Consider the following 17,278-nt stretch of genomic DNA (forward strand, 5'->3'; position numbering starts at 1 on the left):
AGCCTAGAGGCAGGAGACGAATGATCGACGGCGCATTGCCGTACCTGCGGTGCCCGGTTTGCCGCCAGCACCTCCGGCGCGACGACAAGCGGCTGCTCTGCACCCGGGGACACAGCTTCGACATGGCCAAGCAGGGGTACGCGGATCTGACCGCCGGCCGCATGCCGCATGTGGGCGACACCGCGGAGATGGTGGCCGACCGTGAGGCGTTCCTGGCCGCCGGCCACTACGACTTCATAGCGGACGCGCTGCCGGGAACGGACGGCCTCGTGGTCGACGCCGGCACGGGCACGGGCTTCTACCTGGGAAAAGTCCTGCAGAAGGCGCCGGCGGCGACCGGGCTCGGCCTGGACGTCTCCAAGCCGGCCCTGCGCCGGGCGGCCCGGGCCCATCCCCGCGCCGCGGCCGTGCTGGCCGACCTCTGGCGCCCGCTGCCGATCGCCGACGGCGCCGCCGCGATGGTCCTCAACGTCTTCGCGCCCCGCAACGGCGCCGAGTACCGCCGGATTCTGCGCCCCGGCGGGGCGCTGGTCGTCGTCACCCCGGCCGCCGACCACCTGGGGGAGCTGATGCGCGGGCTGATCCGGGTCGACCCGGACAAGGCGGAGCGGGTCGGGGACGCGCTCGGCGAGCACTTCACCGCCGGGCCGGCCGTCACCGAGCGCCGCACGTTGCGCCTGAGCGCGGCCGAGGCCCGTACCCTCATCGGAATGACCCCCGCCGCCCGGCACGTCCCGCCGGGCGACCGGCCGACCGGCGACGTCACGGTCACGGCGGCGGTGGAGATCACCACCTACACCGAGAGGTCGACTTCTTCCCACTCGGCCGGTTTGTCGTGATACGGGCCGTGGAAGACCACTGCCCACTCCAGCGCCCAGCGTCGCTGGCCGATCGCGTTGCCGTCGATCTCACCGGGCAGCGGCAGGCCGGTCTGCTCGGCCTCCTGGAACGCCCAGTCGAGGCAGTAGTAGAGGTCGAGCAGGACGGCCGCCTCGACCGGGTCGCGCGGTGACATCAGGGAGCGCGACCGCCAGCTGTTGAAACTCTCACCAGCCGGCAGATCAGGCATCTGAGACATCATCCGGCCCTCGGGCGGCGCGGTCGGATCCAGATGACGGGCCAGGCCGAGCAACCAGGCGAGGGCGAACACCGCGTCGTGGTGAAGCACGAACGACCGGTGATCGCCCTTGGCGCCGATCACGAACTGCCACTCCGGCGGCGTGACGAAATCGACCAGGTGCGAACCGAGCAGCCAGCTCATGGCGACCTCGGTCGGCATGCCGAAACAGCGGGCGACCACCACGTGCAGCACCGCCGTCCGGGCCTCGATCTCGGCCGTCGGTCTCAGCTCGATGGCGTCGCCCGCCTCCCAGACCAGAGGGAAGCCCGCCGGTGGCAGCGGCAGGCCGAGCCGCCGCAGCTCGTCGAGGCTGGCCTCGCGAACGGCGTGCGGATCGGGTGCGGCCTTCGTCATGGTGGGTCAGGCTATGCGGTCGAGCACCAGCTTTGAAGGGGCGGGGCGCTCCGTACCGATCGACACCGCCGCCGCGGCCTCGTCGCGGGCCGTCGGGATGCGGGACGGGTCGTCCGCGCGAAGCTCCAGGAGCACGTCCCCCGTACGTACCGAATCGCCGGGCTTGACCTTGAGCTGAATGCCGGCGCCGAAGCTGACCGGGTCCTCCTTGCGGGCCCGTCCGGCGCCGAGGCGCCAGGCCGCGATGCCGATGCCGTACGCGTCGACGCCGCTCACCACCCCGTCGGCCGTCGCCCGCAGCACCTCGGTCTCGCGCGCCACCGGCAGCGGAGCGTCCGGGTCGCCACCCTGGGCCCGGATCATCGCCCGCCAGGTGTCCATGGCCGCGCCCGACGCGAGGACCTGGGCCGGATCGGCGTCGACGCCCGCCGCGGCCAGCATCTCGCGGGCCAGCGCCAGGGTCAGCTCGACCACGTCGGCCGGGCCCCCACCGGCGAGCACCTCGACCGACTCCGCCACCTCGTTCGCGTTGCCGACGGCCAGGCCGAGCGGGGTGCTCATGTCGGTGAGCAGCGCGACCGTGTTCACGCCGCTGTCCCGGCCCAGCCGTACCATGGTGCTCGCCAGCTCGCGGGCGGTCGCCAGGTCCTTCATGAAGGCGCCCGAACCGACCTTGACGTCCAGCACCAGCGCGCCGGTCCCCTCGGCGATCTTCTTGCTCATGATCGAACTGGCGATCAGCGGGATCGACTCGACCGTGCCGGTCACGTCGCGCAACGCGTACAGCTTGCGGTCGGCCGGGGCCAGGCCCTCGCCGGCCGCGCAGATCACCGCGCCGATGTCCTGCAGCTGGCTCTTGAACTCGTCGTTGCTCAGCTTCGCCCGCCAGCCGGCGATCGACTCCAGCTTGTCGAGCGTGCCGCCGGTGTGCCCGAGACCGCGCCCGGACAGCTGCGGCACGGCCACACCGCACGCGGCGACCAACGGGGTCAACGGCAGCGTGATCTTGTCACCGACACCACCGGTGGAGTGCTTGTCGGCGGTCGGCCGGGTCACCGAGGAGAGATCCAGCCGCTCCCCGCTCGCGATCATCGCGGCGGTCCAGCGGGCGATCTCGGCCGGCGTCATGCCGCGCAGCAGGATCGCCATGGCCAGCGCCGACATCTGCTCGTCGGCGACAACACCCTTGGTGTACGCGTCCACGACCCAGTCGATCTGGGCGTCGCTCAGCGCGTGCCCGTCCCGCTTGGCCCGGATGACGTCGACGGCGGCGAACTCACTCATCGATGGAACCTTCCGTCCACTTGGAGGGAATGCCCTCCGGCGCTTCACCCTCCCCGGCCCAGGCCAGGCCACCCTCGGCGTCCACCACGACGATCCGTGGGGTACGGGCCTGACCCCAGCCCACGGCCTCGGCCGTGGTGGCGAAGTTCGGGCCCTCCTCGAGAACACCCTTGTCGGCGTCGCTCTCGGCCGAGCTGCCGCCGGAGCGCTCCCAGTACGCGGTCCAGACCGTGGCGCCACCGGACAGGTCCGGGTGCACGAAGACGGTTCCGCGGCCACGCCACTTGGCCAGCTCGGCCGGCACCTCGGGGCCGCTGGTGGCGCCGTTGACCCGCTCCAGGTCCTCCGGGCCGAACGCGTGCGGCAGCAGCTCGGTCATCCGGATCGGGCCGGTGTGCCACTCGACCAGCAGTTCCGGGCCGCCGTGCTCCCACAGCAGCTGACGGCAGCGCCCGCACGGCATCAGCGGGTTGCCGGTCGCGTCCACGCACGAGAACGCCACCAGGCGTCCCCCGCCGCTGGCGTGCAGCTGGCTGACCAGACCGCACTCGGCACAGAGCCCCACGCCGTACGACGCGTTCTCCACGTTGCACCCGACGACCACCCGGCCGTCGTCCACGAGCGCCGCCGCCCCGACCGGAAAGTCGGAGTACGGCGCATAGGCGTGCCGCATGGCCTCGGTAGCGGCGGCCCGCAGCCCAACCCAGTCGATCTCCATGCAGCTGATTGTGCCTGACGCCCCAGCTCCGCTACTCGGTCACCTTGGGATGCCGCGTCCCCGCGTACATCAGATAGACCTTCTTGCCCGCAGCGTCGACGAGATACCAGACCCGGCCGCCCGCCGTTACTTCGTACTGCCATTGCGGCAGGACCGCACCGCGGTAGGCGCCCGTCGACAGAGATCCCTTGAGCTGATGATGGCGGCTGGTCGGCGGGGACGGAGCGGGGTTCGCGCGCAGGGTTCGCCACATCTCCAGGGCATTCGCCGGTGCCTGGGCGCAGAGGTCGATCCAGCCCTTGGCCGCCTCGCTGGTGCCGAAGGTCAGGTCGTACTCATCGGGGCCCGGCGGCGGCGCCACCCGCTCGCCTCGCTTAGGGGTCATGCGCTCGGAGGGTCCGGCACCGGGCCGAAGTCATCGGCGCCTCCGGTCAAGGCGGCCAGTACGGCCGGGTCGGCGTGGGCCTCGGCGGTGTGCCGCCATTCGGCGAGGAGCTGGGTGACGGGCGCGAGTGTGTCGAGATCTTCCACGGCACGCAGCGTATCGACGAACTCGATCAGGAAGGTGTGCCTGTCACCCGCGGGGAGGAACCGCGACCAGGGGAAGACTTCAGGCAACAGGTCGAGCACGGCGTCGGTCTGGCCGTTGAGCACGATCGTGCGGAACAGGCGGAGCGCGGCGGAGACCACCGCGTGGTCCTGCTCGTAGCGGTCGGCCGTGGTGAGTACGAGGTCGACGTCGTCGCGGCGCCGCAACCGGATCGCGTGGGCGCGCGAACCGGTGAGCGACTGAAGGGTCGACTTGGGCTTGTTGATGAGCTCGGAGAACGGAGCCTCGGCGACCGGCATACTTTCAAAATAGTTTGAAAGTATGCCGGTCGTCCAGCGTTCTCAGCTCTTCACGTACGGGACGCCGTCGGCGGCGGGGGCGCGGACGCGACCGACCAGGCCGGCCACCGCGATGATGGTGGCGATGTACGGGAGCATGTTGAGGAACTGGTTCGGGACCGGGCTGCCGACCGCGCTCAGGTAGTTCGCCAATTTCTGGGCGAAGCCGAAGAACAGGGCCGCACCCAGGGCGCCGAACGGGGTCCAGCGCCCGAAGATCAGGGCGGCCAGCGCGATGAAGCCCGCGCCCGCCGTCATGTTCTTGTTGAAGGCGCTGGTCGACACCAGCGTGAAGTACGCGCCGCCGAGGCCGGCCACCACGCCGCCCAGCAGGACGTTCATGTAGCGCAGGCCGCGGACCCGGATGCCGACCGTGTCGGCCGCCGTGGGGTGCTCGCCGACCGCCCGGGTGCGCAGGCCCCAGCGGGTGCGCTTGAGCGCGAAGTGGATGACGAAGACCAGGATCAGGGCGATCCAGACCAGCAGATTGGTGTCGAACAGCACCGGGCCGACCACCGGGATGTCGGCCAGGCCCGGGATCTTCCACTCGGGCAGGCGGGGCGGCGAGTTGTACTTCAGCGCGTCGGGCTGCATCAGCCGCTCGTACAGGAAGCCGGTGACGCCGAGCGCGAACAGGTTGAGCACGATGCCGACGACGACCTGGTCGACCAGGAAGCGGATGGCGAGCCAGGCCAGCATCGCGGCGATGATGACACCGCCGACGACCGCGCTGATCAGGCCGGCCCAGACGCTGGTGGCCAGGGTGCCGACCAGGGCCGCGCCGAACGCGCCCATCAGGAACTGGCCCTCGATGGCCACGTTCACCACGCCGGAGCGCTCGCAGAGCACGCCGGCCAGCGCGCCCAGGATCAGCGGCAGGGCCAGTTCGAGGGAGCCGCTGGCCGTGTCGACCAGCGGCAGGAACTTGCCCGCGACCTGCCAGCACAGGAACGACAGGACGAACGTGACGATGCCGAGGCCGAGCAGCCACGTCTGCCAGCGCTTGGCCACGCCGGCCAGCAGGGCGGCACCGGCGGCGATGGTCACGACGCCGAACAGGATGGCCCCGAACTGGCCGTTGATCGACAGGGCGGCGCCCTCGGCGTCGTCGCTGAGGGTGAACTTGGCGGTCTTCGAGTCGGCGAGCGAGCCGAACACGACCGCCGCGATCAGGCCGATGATCACCAGGGCGGCGCCCAGGCGGCGCTGCCGGTTCCAGAAGCGGTCGGGGGCGGTGATCTCGGTCAGGTCTTCCACTGTCGCTGTCGACATGTGGCTCACCAGCCCTTCGCCATCGTGGCGCCGAGCCGTGCGGAACGGGCGGCGCGGAGCTGGAAGATCGCCTTCACCAGGGCCGGCGCGGCGATGAAGATGACGATCAGGGCCTGGAGCACGGTGACCAGCTCGAGCGAGATGCCCGCGTCGACCTGCATCAGGTTGCCGCCGGCGCGCAGCGCGCCGTACAGGATGGCGGCGAGCAGCGTGCCCCACGGCTTGTTGCGCCCGAGCAGGGCCACCAGCAGGCCGTCGAAGCCGATGTTGCCGGCCACCTGCGCGGTCAGCTTGTCGGCGGTGCCGAGCACCTGGACCGCGCCGCCGAGGCCGGCCAGGCCGCCGGCGATGACCATCAGCAGCGTGTACGTCTTGGCCACGCTCATGCCGGCGGTCTTGGCGGCGGGCGGGTTGACGCCGACCGCGCGCAGCTCGAAGCCGAACGGCGACTTGTTGAGCAGCCAGGCCACGACCGCGGTGGCGACGACCGCGAGCACGATGCCCAGGTGCACCCGTAGCGGCGAGGGCAGGGCGGGCAGCTGGGCCGACGACTCGATGGTCTTGCTGATCGCGTCGGTACGGTCGGGGTCGCGGACGCCGTTCTGCAGGATCAGCCAGCTCAGGAAGAGCGTGGCGATGTAGTTGAGCATGATCGTGGTGATCACCTCGTGGGCGCCGGTGCGGGCCTTGAGCAGGCCGGGCAGGAAGCCCCAGAGCGCGCCGCCGAGGAAGCCGGCGACCAGCGCCACCAGTAGGTGCAGGCCGACCGGCAGGCCGACCGCGAAGCCGACCACGCCGCCGGTGACGCAGCCGATGACCGCCTGGCCCTGACCGCCGATGTTGAACAGGCCGCCGCGGAAGGCGATCGCGACCGACAGGCCGGTGAAGACCAGCGGCGCCGCGTACGTCAGCGTCTCGGAGATCGGGCCGAACGCGGCCTGCCAGGTGCCGGTCCCGTCGAACCAGGCCTGGAACGCGGCCGGGTCGAAGATCGCGCCCTTGAACAGGTCGGCGTAGGCCTGGCTGATCAGGTCCCAGCTCGCGTTCAGCGCGTCGCTGGGCCGGGAGGTGAAGTACTCGAAGTAGGAGAGCACCTGCGAGTCGGAGACCACGATCAGGACGGCGCCGATGACCAGGGCCAGGAAGATCGACAGGAAGGTGACAGTGACCGTGTTGGCCGACCAGAGGTTCTGCAGGAAGAGGGAGATGAACGTCTCCCGCTTCTCTTCCTCCTTCTTCTCGGGAGGTGCTACTTCGGTGGTCACTGGCCGTCCTCTTCGTCGTTTGTGCCCGTGATGCCGGCCATCAGCAGGCCGATCTCCTCGCGCGGGGTGTCCGGCGAGACGATGGCGAGGACCCGGCCGCGGTACATGACCGCGATGCGGTCGGCCAGGCCGACCACCTCGTCGAGCTCGCTGGAGACCACGAGAACGGCGGTGCCGTTGTCCCGCTCGTGGATGATCTGTTTGTGGATGAACTCGATCGAGCCGACGTCCACGCCGCGGGTCGGCTGGGCGGCGATGAACAGCCGCAGCGGCCGGGACATCTCCCGGGCCACGACGACCTTCTGCTGGTTGCCGCCGGAGAGGTTGCCGACCGCCGACTGCGGTGACGAGACCCGGATGTCGAACTGTTCGACCCGCTGGGCCGCGTTGACCGCGATCGCCTTGGGATTGAGCTTGAAGGCGCTGCCGTACGGCTCGCGGTCGTACATGTCGAGCACGAGGTTCTCGGCCACGGAGAAGTCCTTGACCACGCCGTCGAGGCTGCGGTCCTCGGGCACGTAGCCGACGCCGGAGCGCAGCACCTGCTTGGTGCTCTTGCCGATCAGCGACTCGTCCTCGAGCTGGATCGTGCCGGCCCGGGCCGGGCGCAGGCCCATGATCGCCTCGACCAGCTCGGTCTGCCCGTTGCCCTGCACACCCGCGATGCCGAGCACTTCACCGCCCCGGACGGTCAGGTCGACGCCGTCGACGGCGCGCACGCCGCGGTCGTCGTCGACGATCAGGCCGGCGACCTTGAGCACCTCGCCCTGCGGCTGGGCCGGTCCCTTGACCACCTCGAGGCTGACGTCGCGGCCGACCATCAGGGCGGCCAGCTCGTCCTCCGAGGTGGCGGGGGTGGCGGTGCCCACCGTGCGGCCGCGGCGGATGACCGTGATCCGGTCGGCGATCGCCTTGACCTCGCCCAGCTTGTGGGTGATGAAGACGATCGACTTTCCGGTCTCGGCCAGCGAGCGCATCACCGCGAGCAGCTCGTCGGTCTCCTGCGGGGTGAGGACCGCTGTCGGCTCGTCGAGGATGAGCAGGTCGACGTCGCGGGTCAGGGCCTTGACGATCTCGACGCGCTGCTGGGCGCCGACCGAGAGGTTCTCGACCAGGGCGTCGGGATCGACCGGCAGGCCGTACTTCTGGGAGGTCTCGAGCACGTCGCGGCGGCTGCGCCGGCGGTCGAGGATCCCGAGCGGACCGCCCCGGATCTCCTCGGCGCCGAGCGCGATGTTCTCGGCCACGGTGAAGACCGGTACCAGCATGAAGTGCTGGTGGACCATGCCGATGCCGGCGGCGATGGCGTCGCGGGGGCTGCGGAAGACCTTCTTCTCGCCGTCGACCAGGATCTCGCCCTCGTCCGGCTGGAGCAGGCCGTACAGCTGGTTCATCAGCGTCGATTTGCCGGCGCCGTTCTCACCGAGCAGGGCGTGGACCTCGCCCGGCTCGACGGTGATGTCGATGTGGTCGTTGGCCACCAGGTCGCCGAAGCGCTTGGTGATGCCGCGCAATTCGAGTCTCAGCGGAATCTCCTAAGCGCTCAGCTGCAGAACAGGGGAAACCGCCGCGCGGTTGCGAGCGAGGCTCACAACCGGCGGCGGCGAAATGTTACCTAGCGCAACGTCACTTCGGCGCGTTGGTCGACTCGACCTTGACCTTGCCCGAGACGATGTCCGCCTTCAGCGCGTCGACCTCGGACTTCAGGGTGGCGTCGATCTTGCTGTCGAACTTGTTGTACGGCGCCAGCGAGACGCCTTCGTTCTCCAGCTTGCCCAGGTAGCCCGGGGTGGCCGCGAGCGGCTTGCCGGTGGCGCCGGCGACGACCGCCTTCTCGACCGCGTCGGTGATGTTCTTGACGACGGTGGTCAGGAAGACGTCACAGAACTGCGCGGCGCTCTTGCAACCGTCCTGGTCGACCCAGACGATCGAGACCTTGCCGGACGAGCCCTGCGCGACCTCGGCCGCGCCCAGGCCGGTGCCGCCGGCGACGGGCAGGATCACGTCGGCGCCCTGGGCGACGAACGTGTTGGCCAGCGCCTTGCCCTTGGCCGGGCTGGCGAAGTCGTCGGTGAACGAGCCGGCCTGCTTGGCCTTGTCCCAGCCGAGGACCTGGACGTTGGCCTTCTTCTGCTCGTTGTAGTACTTCACGCCGTCGACGAAGCCGTCCATGAAGATGGCGACGGTCGGCAGCTTCATGCCGCCGAAGGTCGCGACCTTCTTGGTCTTCGAGTAGCCCGCGGCCAGGTAGCCGGCGAGGAACGCGGCCTCGTCGGTGGCGAACTGCATCGGGTAGACGTTGCTCTGGCCGGCGACGACGCCGTCCACGATGCCGAACTGCGCGCCGGTGTTCTCCGACGCGATCTTCTTGGTGGCGTCGATCATCAGACCGCCGACCGCGAGGGTGAAGTTGCACTTCTGCGTGACGAAGCCGCGCAGGTTGGGCTCGTAGTCGGCCTCGCTCGAGGACGCCGCGACCTTCGCGTCGACGTTGCTGGCCTGGCTCTTCGCGGCGTTGATTCCGGCCCACGCGGACGCGTTGAACGACTTGTCGTCGATGCCGCCGGTGTCGGTGACCATGCAGGCCTTGTATGCGGCGGCGGCAGCGTTCGAGCTGCCGCCGGCGGGAGTCTCGTCAGGGGCGTCGCCACAGGCCGCGGCAGCGAGCGTCAGCCCACCTGCCGCGAGAATCGCAACGATCCGCTTCCCACGTACTGGGCGCAAGACGCCCTCCTTCCAACGCACACCGACACATGTCGGTGAGTCTTCAACGCGGGAGCGTAGCCGCAGGCCAGGACGGCGGAGGCAGTTTGGTCCGGACTGTTGGCGCACCGTTATCTGCCCGCAATCGCAAGGCACACTGGCCGTCGCTTGTATCCGATACTGCGGCAATTTCCCGGGCCGGGCGGTAACAAGCCCTTAATCTTTCGGCGCACCGGCCGAGACAGTGGACAACTTGCGGCAAGTCCGCCATGCCCGGATTCCCAGGACGCCGACGACCGTGCCGACCGCCAGCGAAGTGACGATCAACACGGCGTGCACGATCAGAAAGGACGTCGGCCGCCCATCGGCGAACGAGCGGTCGTCCTGCCAGATCGCCAGGCCGAACCGGGGCCAGATCACCCAGGTCCACACCCCGACCGCCGTCAGGAAGACCGCCCATCGCCGCGAGATCACCATGCGCCCACTATCGCAGCGGGCCGGTCGCTCACCTCGCCGGGACCAGCTCGGGTGAGGCCACCGTCTCCTCCACGACCTCCGCCGGGGCCGTTCCGAGCCGCTTGCGGCCGATCAACACTAGGACCACACCCCCGATGGCGTACGCCGTGAGCACAGCGGCCGGGAAGCTCGCCCCGCAGCCGTCGAAGTAGGAGGCCGAGCGCAGCAACGACCCGCCGGCGCCGATCGGCAACCACTGCCCGACCGCTCCCCACGGCTGCGGCAACAGTTCGGGCGCCGCCGAGAGGCCGGAGATCGCGTTACCGGCCAGGAAGAAAGTCAGCGCGCCGAGACCGATGCCCGGCTCACCGAACAGGGCGGCCAGCCCGGCCACCGCGGCCGACATCCCGAGCGCGAACAGGCCCAGCGCCCCGGCCACGGCCAGGTAGTCACCCGGCACGATGCCGAGCCAGAAGTGCTGCACGGCGGCGGCCCCGAGCCCGGCGAACGTACCGTAGGCGAGCAGCCCGGCCACGCGGGCCGTGCGGTGCTTGAGCAGCAGGAAGACCATGATCCCGGCGATCATGCTGGTGATCGCGAGCGGCAGGAAGGCCGCCCCGAACCCGGCCCCGCGCGGGTCGTCCGCGTCGAGCGGCACGACGTCCTTCACCACGGCCCCGCCCGCACCGGCCGCCGCCGGCGCGGCGGTCACCACCGCGTTCTTCTCCCTGGTCCCGGGCTATGCCCTGCAGCGGATCCTCACCGGCTCGCCGGACAAGGAGACCTACATGCGGGGCGTCCGGGAGCTGCTCAACCGGTAGGGACGGTCAGCCGGGCCGCTATCCGGGACCAGCCCTCGCGCACCTCGGCCTCGGTCGGCGGGCGGCCCGGGCGCACCCGCCTGGTCTCGTACTCCTCCTGGTCGTCCTTCTCGTCGAGGGGAGCCTCGGCGACCGCCCGGGCCAGCGCGATCTCTTCCCGGATGGACTCGGCGTCGGGCCGTGGCAGCAGGGGTTCGACCACCGCCATCAGGTCCTCGTCGGCCACGACGGCCTGGGCCAGGGCGAGCGCGTGCGCGCGCTCGTACGGCCCGCAGACCACGGGTTCCCAGTCCTCCTCGTCGCCGAGCGCGCCGATGGTGATGACCCAGGGGAGGTCGGCCACCGGCGATCCGGCGGGCAGGTCGAGCGTCACGAGAGTGCCCACGGGCACATCATTCCGGGCGGCTGTGCCGAATCCAGGTATTTTGCCCCACCGGAGCACTTTTATCGTCAGCTGACAGGTCGATCACGCGGCCGTGCGGGCTGGTCGCCGCCCAGGCCGCCCCGAAGAGCAGCAGCTGGTTGAAGACGTACAGGTAAACCAGCACGCCGACGGCCGAACCGACCAGTCCGTAGGCCGGGTTGCGCTGGACCAGGCCGACGAAGGACTTGCCCACGGTGTTGAGCAGGGTCACACCGATGCCCACTTGCAGGACCGGCGGGACCATCCGGCGCACCGTCATCCGCAGGCGCGGCACGGCGGCCAGCAGCGCCGCCGCGAGCAGCATGTTGACCGCCACCGTGAGCATCCAGCTCACCCCGGACTGGACGATGCCGTCGGCCATCCAGGCCAGCAGCTTCTCCAGGCCGTAGACGGCGAGCTGGCTGAGCGCCAGCAGGGCCAGGATGCCGAGCAGCACCAGCAGGTCGAGCGCCTGCCGCACCCCGATGTAGCCGGGCTGCTCGTTGAGGCGCCAGATCAGCCGCTGCGACGACCGGATCGCCTCGACCCAGGCGATACCGGTGAAGGTCAGGCCGATGATGCCCACGATGCCGACCGTCTTGCCGCTGGCCAGGATCGCCGGCACGTCGAGGAAGGGCAGGTTCTGCCGGAGGAAGTCGCTGACGACCTCGAACAGCTCCTTGTTGTTGTTCAGCAGAATGCCGAAGATCGAGTACCCGATCAGCAGCAGCGCGAAGACCGCGAAGAACCCGTAGTAGGCGATGGCCGCGGCCAGTCGCCCACCCTGCGCCTCCCAGAAACGCAGCAGGGCCCGGCTGAGGTGATCGAAGTACTTCGAGCGCCGGCGAAGGCGGAGAATCTGCATCTCCGCGGTGTCGTACGCCCGATCGATCGGATTCACGCGCTGAAGGTAGCCGAAAAACTACGAACCCAACGTGTAGTCGCGGCGGCGTTTCCACGGCCCTTCGCCGCCGTGCGAGAAGAGCGTGAAGGCCGGCACCGGAAACTTCGCCGAGAAGCCGGCCAGATCTTCGAACGCCGCGTCCAGGGCCTCGGCCGGCACGTCCTGGGCCACCGTCACATGCGGGTGGTACGGGAAGCGGGAGTCGCGGTTGACCTCGTCGGACGACGTGATCGCCTCGGCCAGAAGCTCACACTCACTGATGCCGACGGCCAGCGTCACGAACACCACCTCGGTGACCGGCCGGAACGTGCCGGTGCCGCGCAGGTGGATGGTGAACGGCGGCTGGGCCGCGGCCACCTTCTCGAGGTGACGCTCGATCGCCGGCAGCGCCTCGGTGCGCACCTCGGTCGGCCCCAGCAGCGTGACGTGGGCCGGGGTGTACGCCGCCTGCGGATCGCCCGCCTCGGCCCGGCGGCGAGTCAACTGCTCGCCCCAGGGCTCGGGGATGTCGATGGCCACACCGATGCGGGTAGTGAGCACCGTTGGTCAGACCTCGCGGGCGGGGGCCAGGAAACCGATGTTCTTGTACGCCTCGGCGAGCGTCCCCGACGCGACCGAGCGCGCCTTCTCGGCGCCGATCGCGAGCACCTTGTCGAGGTATCCGGGGTCGTCGAGGTAGGCGCGGGTCCGCTCCTGGATCGGCTTGACGAACTCGACCACGATCTCGGCCAGGTCCTTCTTGAGGTCGCCGTAGCCGCGTCCCTCGTACGCCTCGAGCAGATCGTCTATGGTCCGCGCGGTGAGCGCGGCGTAGATGGTGAGCAGGTTGCTCACGCCCGGCTTGTTCTCCTCGTCGTAGAGGATCTCGCGCCCGGTGTCGGTCACCGCGGACTTGATCTTCTTGGCCGAGCGGGCCGGGTCCTCGAGCAGCTCGATGATGCCGTTCGGCGACGAGGCCGACTTCGACATCTTCGACGTCGGGTCCTGGAGGTCGGTGATCTTCGCGGTGTCCTTGACGATGTACGCCGAGGGGACCGTGAACGTCTTGCCGAAGCGGGTGTTGTACCGCTGGGCCAGGTCGCGGGTGAGCTCGAGATGCTGCCGCTGGTCCTCGCCCACCGGCACCTGGTCGGCCTGGTAGAGCAGGATGTCGGCGGCCTGGAGGATCGGGTACGTGAACAGGCCGACGGTGGTGGAGTCGGCGGCCTTGGCCGACTTGTCCTTGAACTGGACCATCCGGCCGGCCTCGCCGAACCCGGTGATGCAGCTGAGCACCCAGCCGAGCTGCGCGTGCTCGGGCACGTGGGACTGGACGAACAGCGTGCAGCGCTCGGGGTCGAGCCCGGCGGCGAGCAGCTGCGCGGCCGAGATCCTGGTCCGGGCCCGCAGGGCGGCCGGGTCGTGGCCCATCGTGATCGCGTGCAGGTCGACGACGCAGTAGTACGCGTCGTGGGTCTCCTGCATCGCCACCCAGTTGCGCACCGCGCCGAGGTAGTTGCCGAGGTGGAACGAATCGGCGGTCGGCTGAATGCCGGAAAGCACGCGCGGGCGACGGGCGAGATCGGACATGAGCCCATTGTGTCAGTCCCCCACGGCGAGGCGCGAACACCCCGGCGGGCCCTGTCGCATGTTCGAACCTGTTGACTTTTGATCGAAAGTGGTGGAACGTAGGCTTGACTGAAAAGCCCAGCTAGGGGGAACCGCACCGTGAAACTGCTCGTCACCGGGGGTGCCGGCTACGTAGGCAGCATCACCAGCCGCCTGTTGCTCGACGCCGGACACGAGGTTGTCGCCCTCGACAGTCTGGTCCGCGGCTTCCGTGAGGCCGTCGCGCCCGACGCCACCTTCGTCCAGGCCGACATCGCCGACGCCGCCCAGGTGCTGACCCCCGAGGCCGGCTTCGACGCGGTGCTGCACTTCGCCGGGCTCATCCAGGCCGGCGAGTCGATGAGCAAGCCCGAGCTGTACTGGCACGACAACGTGGTGAAGTCGCTGGCCCTGCTCGACGCGATCCGCGCCGCCCGGGTGCCGCGGGTCATCTTCTCCTCCACCGCCGCCGTCTACGGCAACCCGGTCGAGCTGCCGATCACCGAGAACGCGGCCAAGGCGCCCACCAACACGTACGGCGCGACCAAGCTGGCGTTCGACTACGCGCTCACCTCGGAGACGTTCGCGCATAACCTGGCGGCGGTCTCCCTGCGGTACTTCAACGTCGCGGGAGCCTACATCCGCGACGGCCACGAGATCGGCGAGCGGCACGACCCCGAGACCCACCTGATCCCGATCACGCTGCAGGCCGCGGCCGGCAAGCGCGACAAGCTCCAGCTGTTCGGCGACGACTACCCGACGCCCGACGGCACCTGCGTGCGCGACTACATCCACGTGGAAGACCTGGCCCGCGCCCACCTCCTCGCGCTGGACGCCGCCACCCCCGGCGAGCACCGCATCTACAACCTGGGCAACGGCAACGGCTTCTCCAACCGCCAGGTCGTCGAGGCGGCCCGCGAGGTCACCGGGGCCGAGCTGCCGATCGAGATCGCCCCGCGCCGCGAGGGTGACCCGGCCACCCTGGTCGCCTCGTCCGCCCGCGCCCGCGAGGACCTGGGCTGGGTGCCGGAAAAGAACACCCTGCAGGACATGATCGGCGACGCCTGGACCTTCTACCGAAAGCACGTCCTGTCCGACCACCCCACCGCCGCCCTTAACCGGACTGAAGGCTGACATGAGTGTCGTGACTGACGCCGTCGAGGCGTACCGCAAGCAGTTCGGTTCCGAACCTCAAGGCCTTTGGGCCGCGCCCGGCCGGGTCAACCTGATCGGCGAGCACACCGACTACAACGACGGGTTCGTGCTGCCGTTCGCGCTGCCGCAGCACACCGTGGCCGCGGTCAGCCCGGCCCCGGCCGGCGAGTGGACCGTCTGCTCGACCTTCACCGACGAGGCCGTCTCCTTCGGGCTGACCCGGCCCGGCGAGGTCACCGGCTGGGCCGCCTACGTGGCCGGTGTCGTCTGGGCGCTGGCCGAGGACGGCCACGAGGTGCCCGGCGCCCGCATCGCGCTCGCCTCCGAGGTGCCGCTCGGCTCCGGCCTGTCGTCGTCGGCCGCCCTAGAGTCGGCCGTGCTGACCGCGCTGATCGACCTGGGCCGGCTGGACGTGCCGCTCGAGCGGCGGCCGTCGATCGCCCAGCGGGCCGAGAACGTCTACGTGGGCGCGCCCACCGGCATCATGGACCAGTCGGCCTCGATCCGGTGCCAGGAGGGCAAGGCCCTCTTCCTCGACTGCCGCTCGTTCGAGGTCGACCAGATCCCGTTCGACCTGGCCGCCGAGGGCCTGGCCATCCTGGTCATCAACAGCAACGCCCCGCACCAGCACGTCGACGGCGAGTACGGCGCCCGCCGCAAGTCGTGCGAGGAGGCCGCCGCGATCCTGGGCGTCCCCGCGCTGCGCGACATCTCGGTGGCCGACCTCGACACCGCCCTGTCCCGCCTCGACGACGAGGTGATGCGCCGCCGGGTGCGCCACATCGTCACCGAGGACCAGCGGGTGCTCGACACGGTCGCCCTGCTCCGCGAGGGGCGCGTCCGCGAGATCGGCCCGGTGCTGACCGCCGGGCACGCCTCGATGCGCGACGACTTCGAGATCACCGTGGCCCAGGTCGACGTCGCGGTCGAGGCCGCGATCGCGGCCGGCGCTCTCGGCGCCCGGATGACCGGCGGCGGTTTCGGCGGCTGCGTCCTGGCCCTCATCGAGGCCGGCCGGGCCGATGTGACCACCGGGGCGGTCGAGGCGGCGTACGCCGAACGGGGTTTCCAGGCGCCCACCTGCTGGACCGTCACGGCCGGGCCCGGCGCGACCGCGATCACCGCCTAGGAACGCTTCAGGTCATGCCCCCGCGGGTATGTGCGGGGGCATGACCACTCCACGGGAAACAGAGCAGAACGAGCCGAACGAGTTCGGCTTCGCCGGGGCCGGCACCGCACCGCAGCCCGAGCGGGAGCCCGCCGAGGGCTTCGGCGAGAGCATCGCCGTTCCGGCCGGTGACCTGACCGGCTCGATCGTCGAAGCGATCGAGGAGGCGGCGGAGGGCCGCCACCACCACCAGGACGAGTCCTAGGGCACCGGCTGCGCCTCGGCGGTCGGCCCCTTGACCACCGGGCGCTCGTCGATCCACTCCACCCGGTCGAGCCACAGCTGCCGGCCGGGGACCACGCTGCCCACCGCGCCGTCCGGCCAGGCGTGGTAGAGCATCCAGGTCGCGCCGCTGGGCAGGGTGACGAGGAAGCCGTGGCCGGGTCCGGCCGCGGCGGCCGACGATCGCAGGATCGGGTTCTCCGGCGCCTTGCGGCACGGGCCGAGCGGGCCGTCGCAGATCGCGTAGCCCAGGGCGTACGCGTCGGCGTCGAACGCGTTGGCCGAGTAGAAGAGGTAGAGCTTTCCGTCGTGGCGCACCATCTGGGGTGCCTCGATGACGTGCGCCTCCCAGTCGGCGTCGTTGCGCAGTAGGCGCTTGCTCTCGCCGGCGATCGCGCGGCCGGAGTCGTCGAGCCGGGCGCCGTACAGGTAGGTCGGCTGCCCGATCGCGTTGCCGTCGTTCTTCCAGTAAAGCCAGCGGCCGCCGGACTCGTCTTCATAGGGGCTGGCGTCGATCGACCCGCCCTCGTCGGCCTGGCAGACCAGCGGCTCGTCCGAGTCGTCGGCGAACGGGCCGGCGGGCGCGCCGGCCACGGCGACACCGACGCACTGCCGTCCGGTCGCGGTCGCCCGGGCCGTGTAGTACAGCAGGTAGGTGCCGCCCGGGCCCTCGATCACCTCGGGCGCCCAGGTGTGCCCGCGCTCGGCCCACTTGCCCACCCGCGGCAGGGCATCGCCCGCGGCGGTCCAGTGCACGAGATCGGCCGAGGTCAGGATCGGTACGTTCTGGGTCTCATTGTTGGTTCCGTACGCGTACCAGGTTCCGTCCACGAGAAGAGCGCCCGGATCGGGGAAGTTCTGGTCGAAGACCGGATTGGTGAAGGTGTCCACTTTGTTCCCCTCCGGAGGCGGGTCGGCGCCGCACGCGGCCAGCAGTACGAGCGACGCCACCAACCAA

21 protein-coding genes are annotated in these 17,278 nt (G+C 70.3%); 5 read left to right on the forward strand and 16 right to left on the reverse strand.

The genetic code is table 11. The features are described 5' to 3' along the window. Nucleotides 1-20 precede the first annotated feature (20 nt). Nucleotides 21-839, forward strand: coding sequence for a putative RNA methyltransferase (locus ACGFJ7_RS05065; RefSeq protein WP_360246650.1), 819 nt, complete (start codon nt 21-23; stop codon nt 837-839). On the opposite strand, the gene ACGFJ7_RS05070 is transcribed toward ACGFJ7_RS05065, so the two are convergent. The 11 genes from ACGFJ7_RS05070 to ACGFJ7_RS05120 all read right to left on the reverse strand — a co-directional run bounded on the left by ACGFJ7_RS05070 (nt 794) and on the right by ACGFJ7_RS05120 (nt 10,646). Beyond that, nucleotides 794-1,474 carry a DUF4272 domain-containing protein gene (locus ACGFJ7_RS05070; protein ID WP_360246652.1) on the reverse strand — a complete coding sequence of 227 codons (681 nt, stop codon included), beginning with the start codon at nt 1,472-1,474 and terminating at the stop codon, nt 794-796. The genes ACGFJ7_RS05065 and ACGFJ7_RS05070 overlap by 46 nt on opposite strands. A gap of 6 nt (nt 1,475-1,480) precedes the next feature. Further along, nucleotides 1,481-2,758, reverse strand: a complete 1,278-nt coding sequence (locus ACGFJ7_RS05075) for a thymidine phosphorylase (RefSeq protein ID WP_392640962.1) — start codon at nt 2,756-2,758, stop codon at nt 1,481-1,483. Beyond that, the gene (locus tag ACGFJ7_RS05080; protein ID WP_360246656.1) at nt 2,751-3,476 is read right to left on the reverse strand and encodes a cytidine deaminase; all 726 of its coding nucleotides are present in this window, start codon (nt 3,474-3,476) and stop codon (nt 2,751-2,753) included. The genes ACGFJ7_RS05075 and ACGFJ7_RS05080 overlap by 8 nt, the downstream gene beginning before the upstream one ends. Before the next feature lie 31 nt (nt 3,477-3,507). Next, nucleotides 3,508-3,861, reverse strand: coding sequence for a hypothetical protein (locus ACGFJ7_RS05085; protein ID WP_360246658.1), 354 nt, complete (start codon nt 3,859-3,861; stop codon nt 3,508-3,510). Beyond that, a complete protein-coding gene (locus ACGFJ7_RS05090; protein WP_360246660.1) occupies nt 3,858-4,325 on the reverse strand; it encodes a hypothetical protein in 468 nt (155 codons plus the stop codon). Before ACGFJ7_RS05090 ends, ACGFJ7_RS05085 begins: the two co-directional genes overlap by 4 nt. A 42-nt stretch (nt 4,326-4,367) precedes the next feature. Further along, nucleotides 4,368-5,636, reverse strand: a complete 1,269-nt coding sequence (locus tag ACGFJ7_RS05095; RefSeq protein WP_360246661.1) for an ABC transporter permease — start codon at nt 5,634-5,636, stop codon at nt 4,368-4,370. A gap of 5 nt (nt 5,637-5,641) precedes the next feature. Further along, a complete protein-coding gene (locus ACGFJ7_RS05100; protein ID WP_392640965.1) occupies nt 5,642-6,901 on the reverse strand; it encodes an ABC transporter permease in 1,260 nt (419 codons plus the stop codon). Continuing rightward, the gene (locus ACGFJ7_RS05105) at nt 6,898-8,415 is read right to left on the reverse strand and encodes an ABC transporter ATP-binding protein (protein WP_392640967.1); all 1,518 of its coding nucleotides are present in this window, start codon (nt 8,413-8,415) and stop codon (nt 6,898-6,900) included. The genes ACGFJ7_RS05100 and ACGFJ7_RS05105 overlap by 4 nt, the downstream gene beginning before the upstream one ends. Before the next feature lie 112 nt (nt 8,416-8,527). After that, nucleotides 8,528-9,625: a BMP family ABC transporter substrate-binding protein gene (locus tag ACGFJ7_RS05110; RefSeq protein WP_360246665.1), complete on the reverse strand. Its 1,098-nt coding sequence runs from the start codon at nt 9,623-9,625 to the stop codon at nt 8,528-8,530. 195 nt (nt 9,626-9,820) lie between these two features. Next, nucleotides 9,821-10,081, reverse strand: coding sequence for an SCO4848 family membrane protein (locus ACGFJ7_RS05115; RefSeq protein WP_360246667.1), 261 nt, complete (start codon nt 10,079-10,081; stop codon nt 9,821-9,823). Between the two features lie 28 nt (nt 10,082-10,109). Beyond that, nucleotides 10,110-10,646 (reverse strand): hypothetical protein, encoded by a 537-nt coding sequence (locus ACGFJ7_RS05120; RefSeq protein WP_392640969.1) that lies wholly within the window; start codon nt 10,644-10,646, stop codon nt 10,110-10,112. Between ACGFJ7_RS05120 and ACGFJ7_RS05125 the strand changes: the two genes are divergently transcribed. After that, nucleotides 10,630-10,881, forward strand: a complete 252-nt coding sequence (locus tag ACGFJ7_RS05125) for a hypothetical protein (RefSeq protein ID WP_392640971.1) — start codon at nt 10,630-10,632, stop codon at nt 10,879-10,881. The genes ACGFJ7_RS05120 and ACGFJ7_RS05125 overlap by 17 nt on opposite strands. Here ACGFJ7_RS05125 and ACGFJ7_RS05130 read toward each other — a convergent pair. The 4 genes from ACGFJ7_RS05130 to trpS are packed head-to-tail and all read right to left on the reverse strand — an operon-like array spanning nt 10,871 to nt 13,757. Further along, nucleotides 10,871-11,266: a hypothetical protein gene (locus ACGFJ7_RS05130; protein ID WP_360246673.1), complete on the reverse strand. Its 396-nt coding sequence runs from the start codon at nt 11,264-11,266 to the stop codon at nt 10,871-10,873. The two genes, ACGFJ7_RS05125 and ACGFJ7_RS05130, sit on opposite strands and share 11 nt — an antisense overlap. A 7-nt stretch (nt 11,267-11,273) precedes the next feature. Beyond that, a complete protein-coding gene (locus ACGFJ7_RS05135; protein WP_360246675.1) occupies nt 11,274-12,185 on the reverse strand; it encodes a YihY/virulence factor BrkB family protein in 912 nt (303 codons plus the stop codon). A gap of 21 nt (nt 12,186-12,206) precedes the next feature. Further along, nucleotides 12,207-12,728, reverse strand: a complete 522-nt coding sequence (locus tag ACGFJ7_RS05140; RefSeq protein WP_392640973.1) for a 2'-5' RNA ligase family protein — start codon at nt 12,726-12,728, stop codon at nt 12,207-12,209. 6 nt (nt 12,729-12,734) lie between these two features. Further along, on the reverse strand, nt 12,735-13,757 hold the full coding sequence (trpS, locus tag ACGFJ7_RS05145; protein WP_360246679.1) for a tryptophan--tRNA ligase: 1,023 nt from the start codon (nt 13,755-13,757) through the stop codon (nt 12,735-12,737). A 138-nt stretch (nt 13,758-13,895) separates the two neighbouring features. Here trpS and galE point away from each other — a divergent pair, with 138 nt between their 5' ends. Genes galE through ACGFJ7_RS05160 form a run of 3 tightly spaced genes read left to right on the forward strand, consistent with a single transcriptional unit; the run spans nt 13,896 to nt 16,303 of the window. Next, nucleotides 13,896-14,909 (forward strand): UDP-glucose 4-epimerase GalE, encoded by a 1,014-nt coding sequence (gene galE / locus ACGFJ7_RS05150; protein ID WP_392640975.1) that lies wholly within the window; start codon nt 13,896-13,898, stop codon nt 14,907-14,909. Between the two features lies 1 nt (nt 14,910). Beyond that, on the forward strand, nt 14,911-16,059 hold the full coding sequence (gene galK / locus ACGFJ7_RS05155; RefSeq protein ID WP_392640977.1) for a galactokinase: 1,149 nt from the start codon (nt 14,911-14,913) through the stop codon (nt 16,057-16,059). 40 nt (nt 16,060-16,099) lie between these two features. After that, nucleotides 16,100-16,303, forward strand: a complete 204-nt coding sequence (locus ACGFJ7_RS05160) for a hypothetical protein (RefSeq protein WP_360246685.1) — start codon at nt 16,100-16,102, stop codon at nt 16,301-16,303. Here the strand turns inward: ACGFJ7_RS05160 and ACGFJ7_RS05165 are convergent. Then, nucleotides 16,300-17,271 (reverse strand): glycoside hydrolase family 43 protein, encoded by a 972-nt coding sequence (locus ACGFJ7_RS05165; RefSeq protein WP_360246686.1) that lies wholly within the window; start codon nt 17,269-17,271, stop codon nt 16,300-16,302. The genes ACGFJ7_RS05160 and ACGFJ7_RS05165 overlap by 4 nt on opposite strands. Nucleotides 17,272-17,278: the final 7 nt, after the last annotated feature.

The sequence above is a fragment of the Actinoplanes sp. NPDC048988 genome, assembly GCF_043197815.1.
In the GTDB taxonomy this organism is placed as follows: domain Bacteria; phylum Actinomycetota; class Actinomycetes; order Mycobacteriales; family Micromonosporaceae; genus Actinoplanes.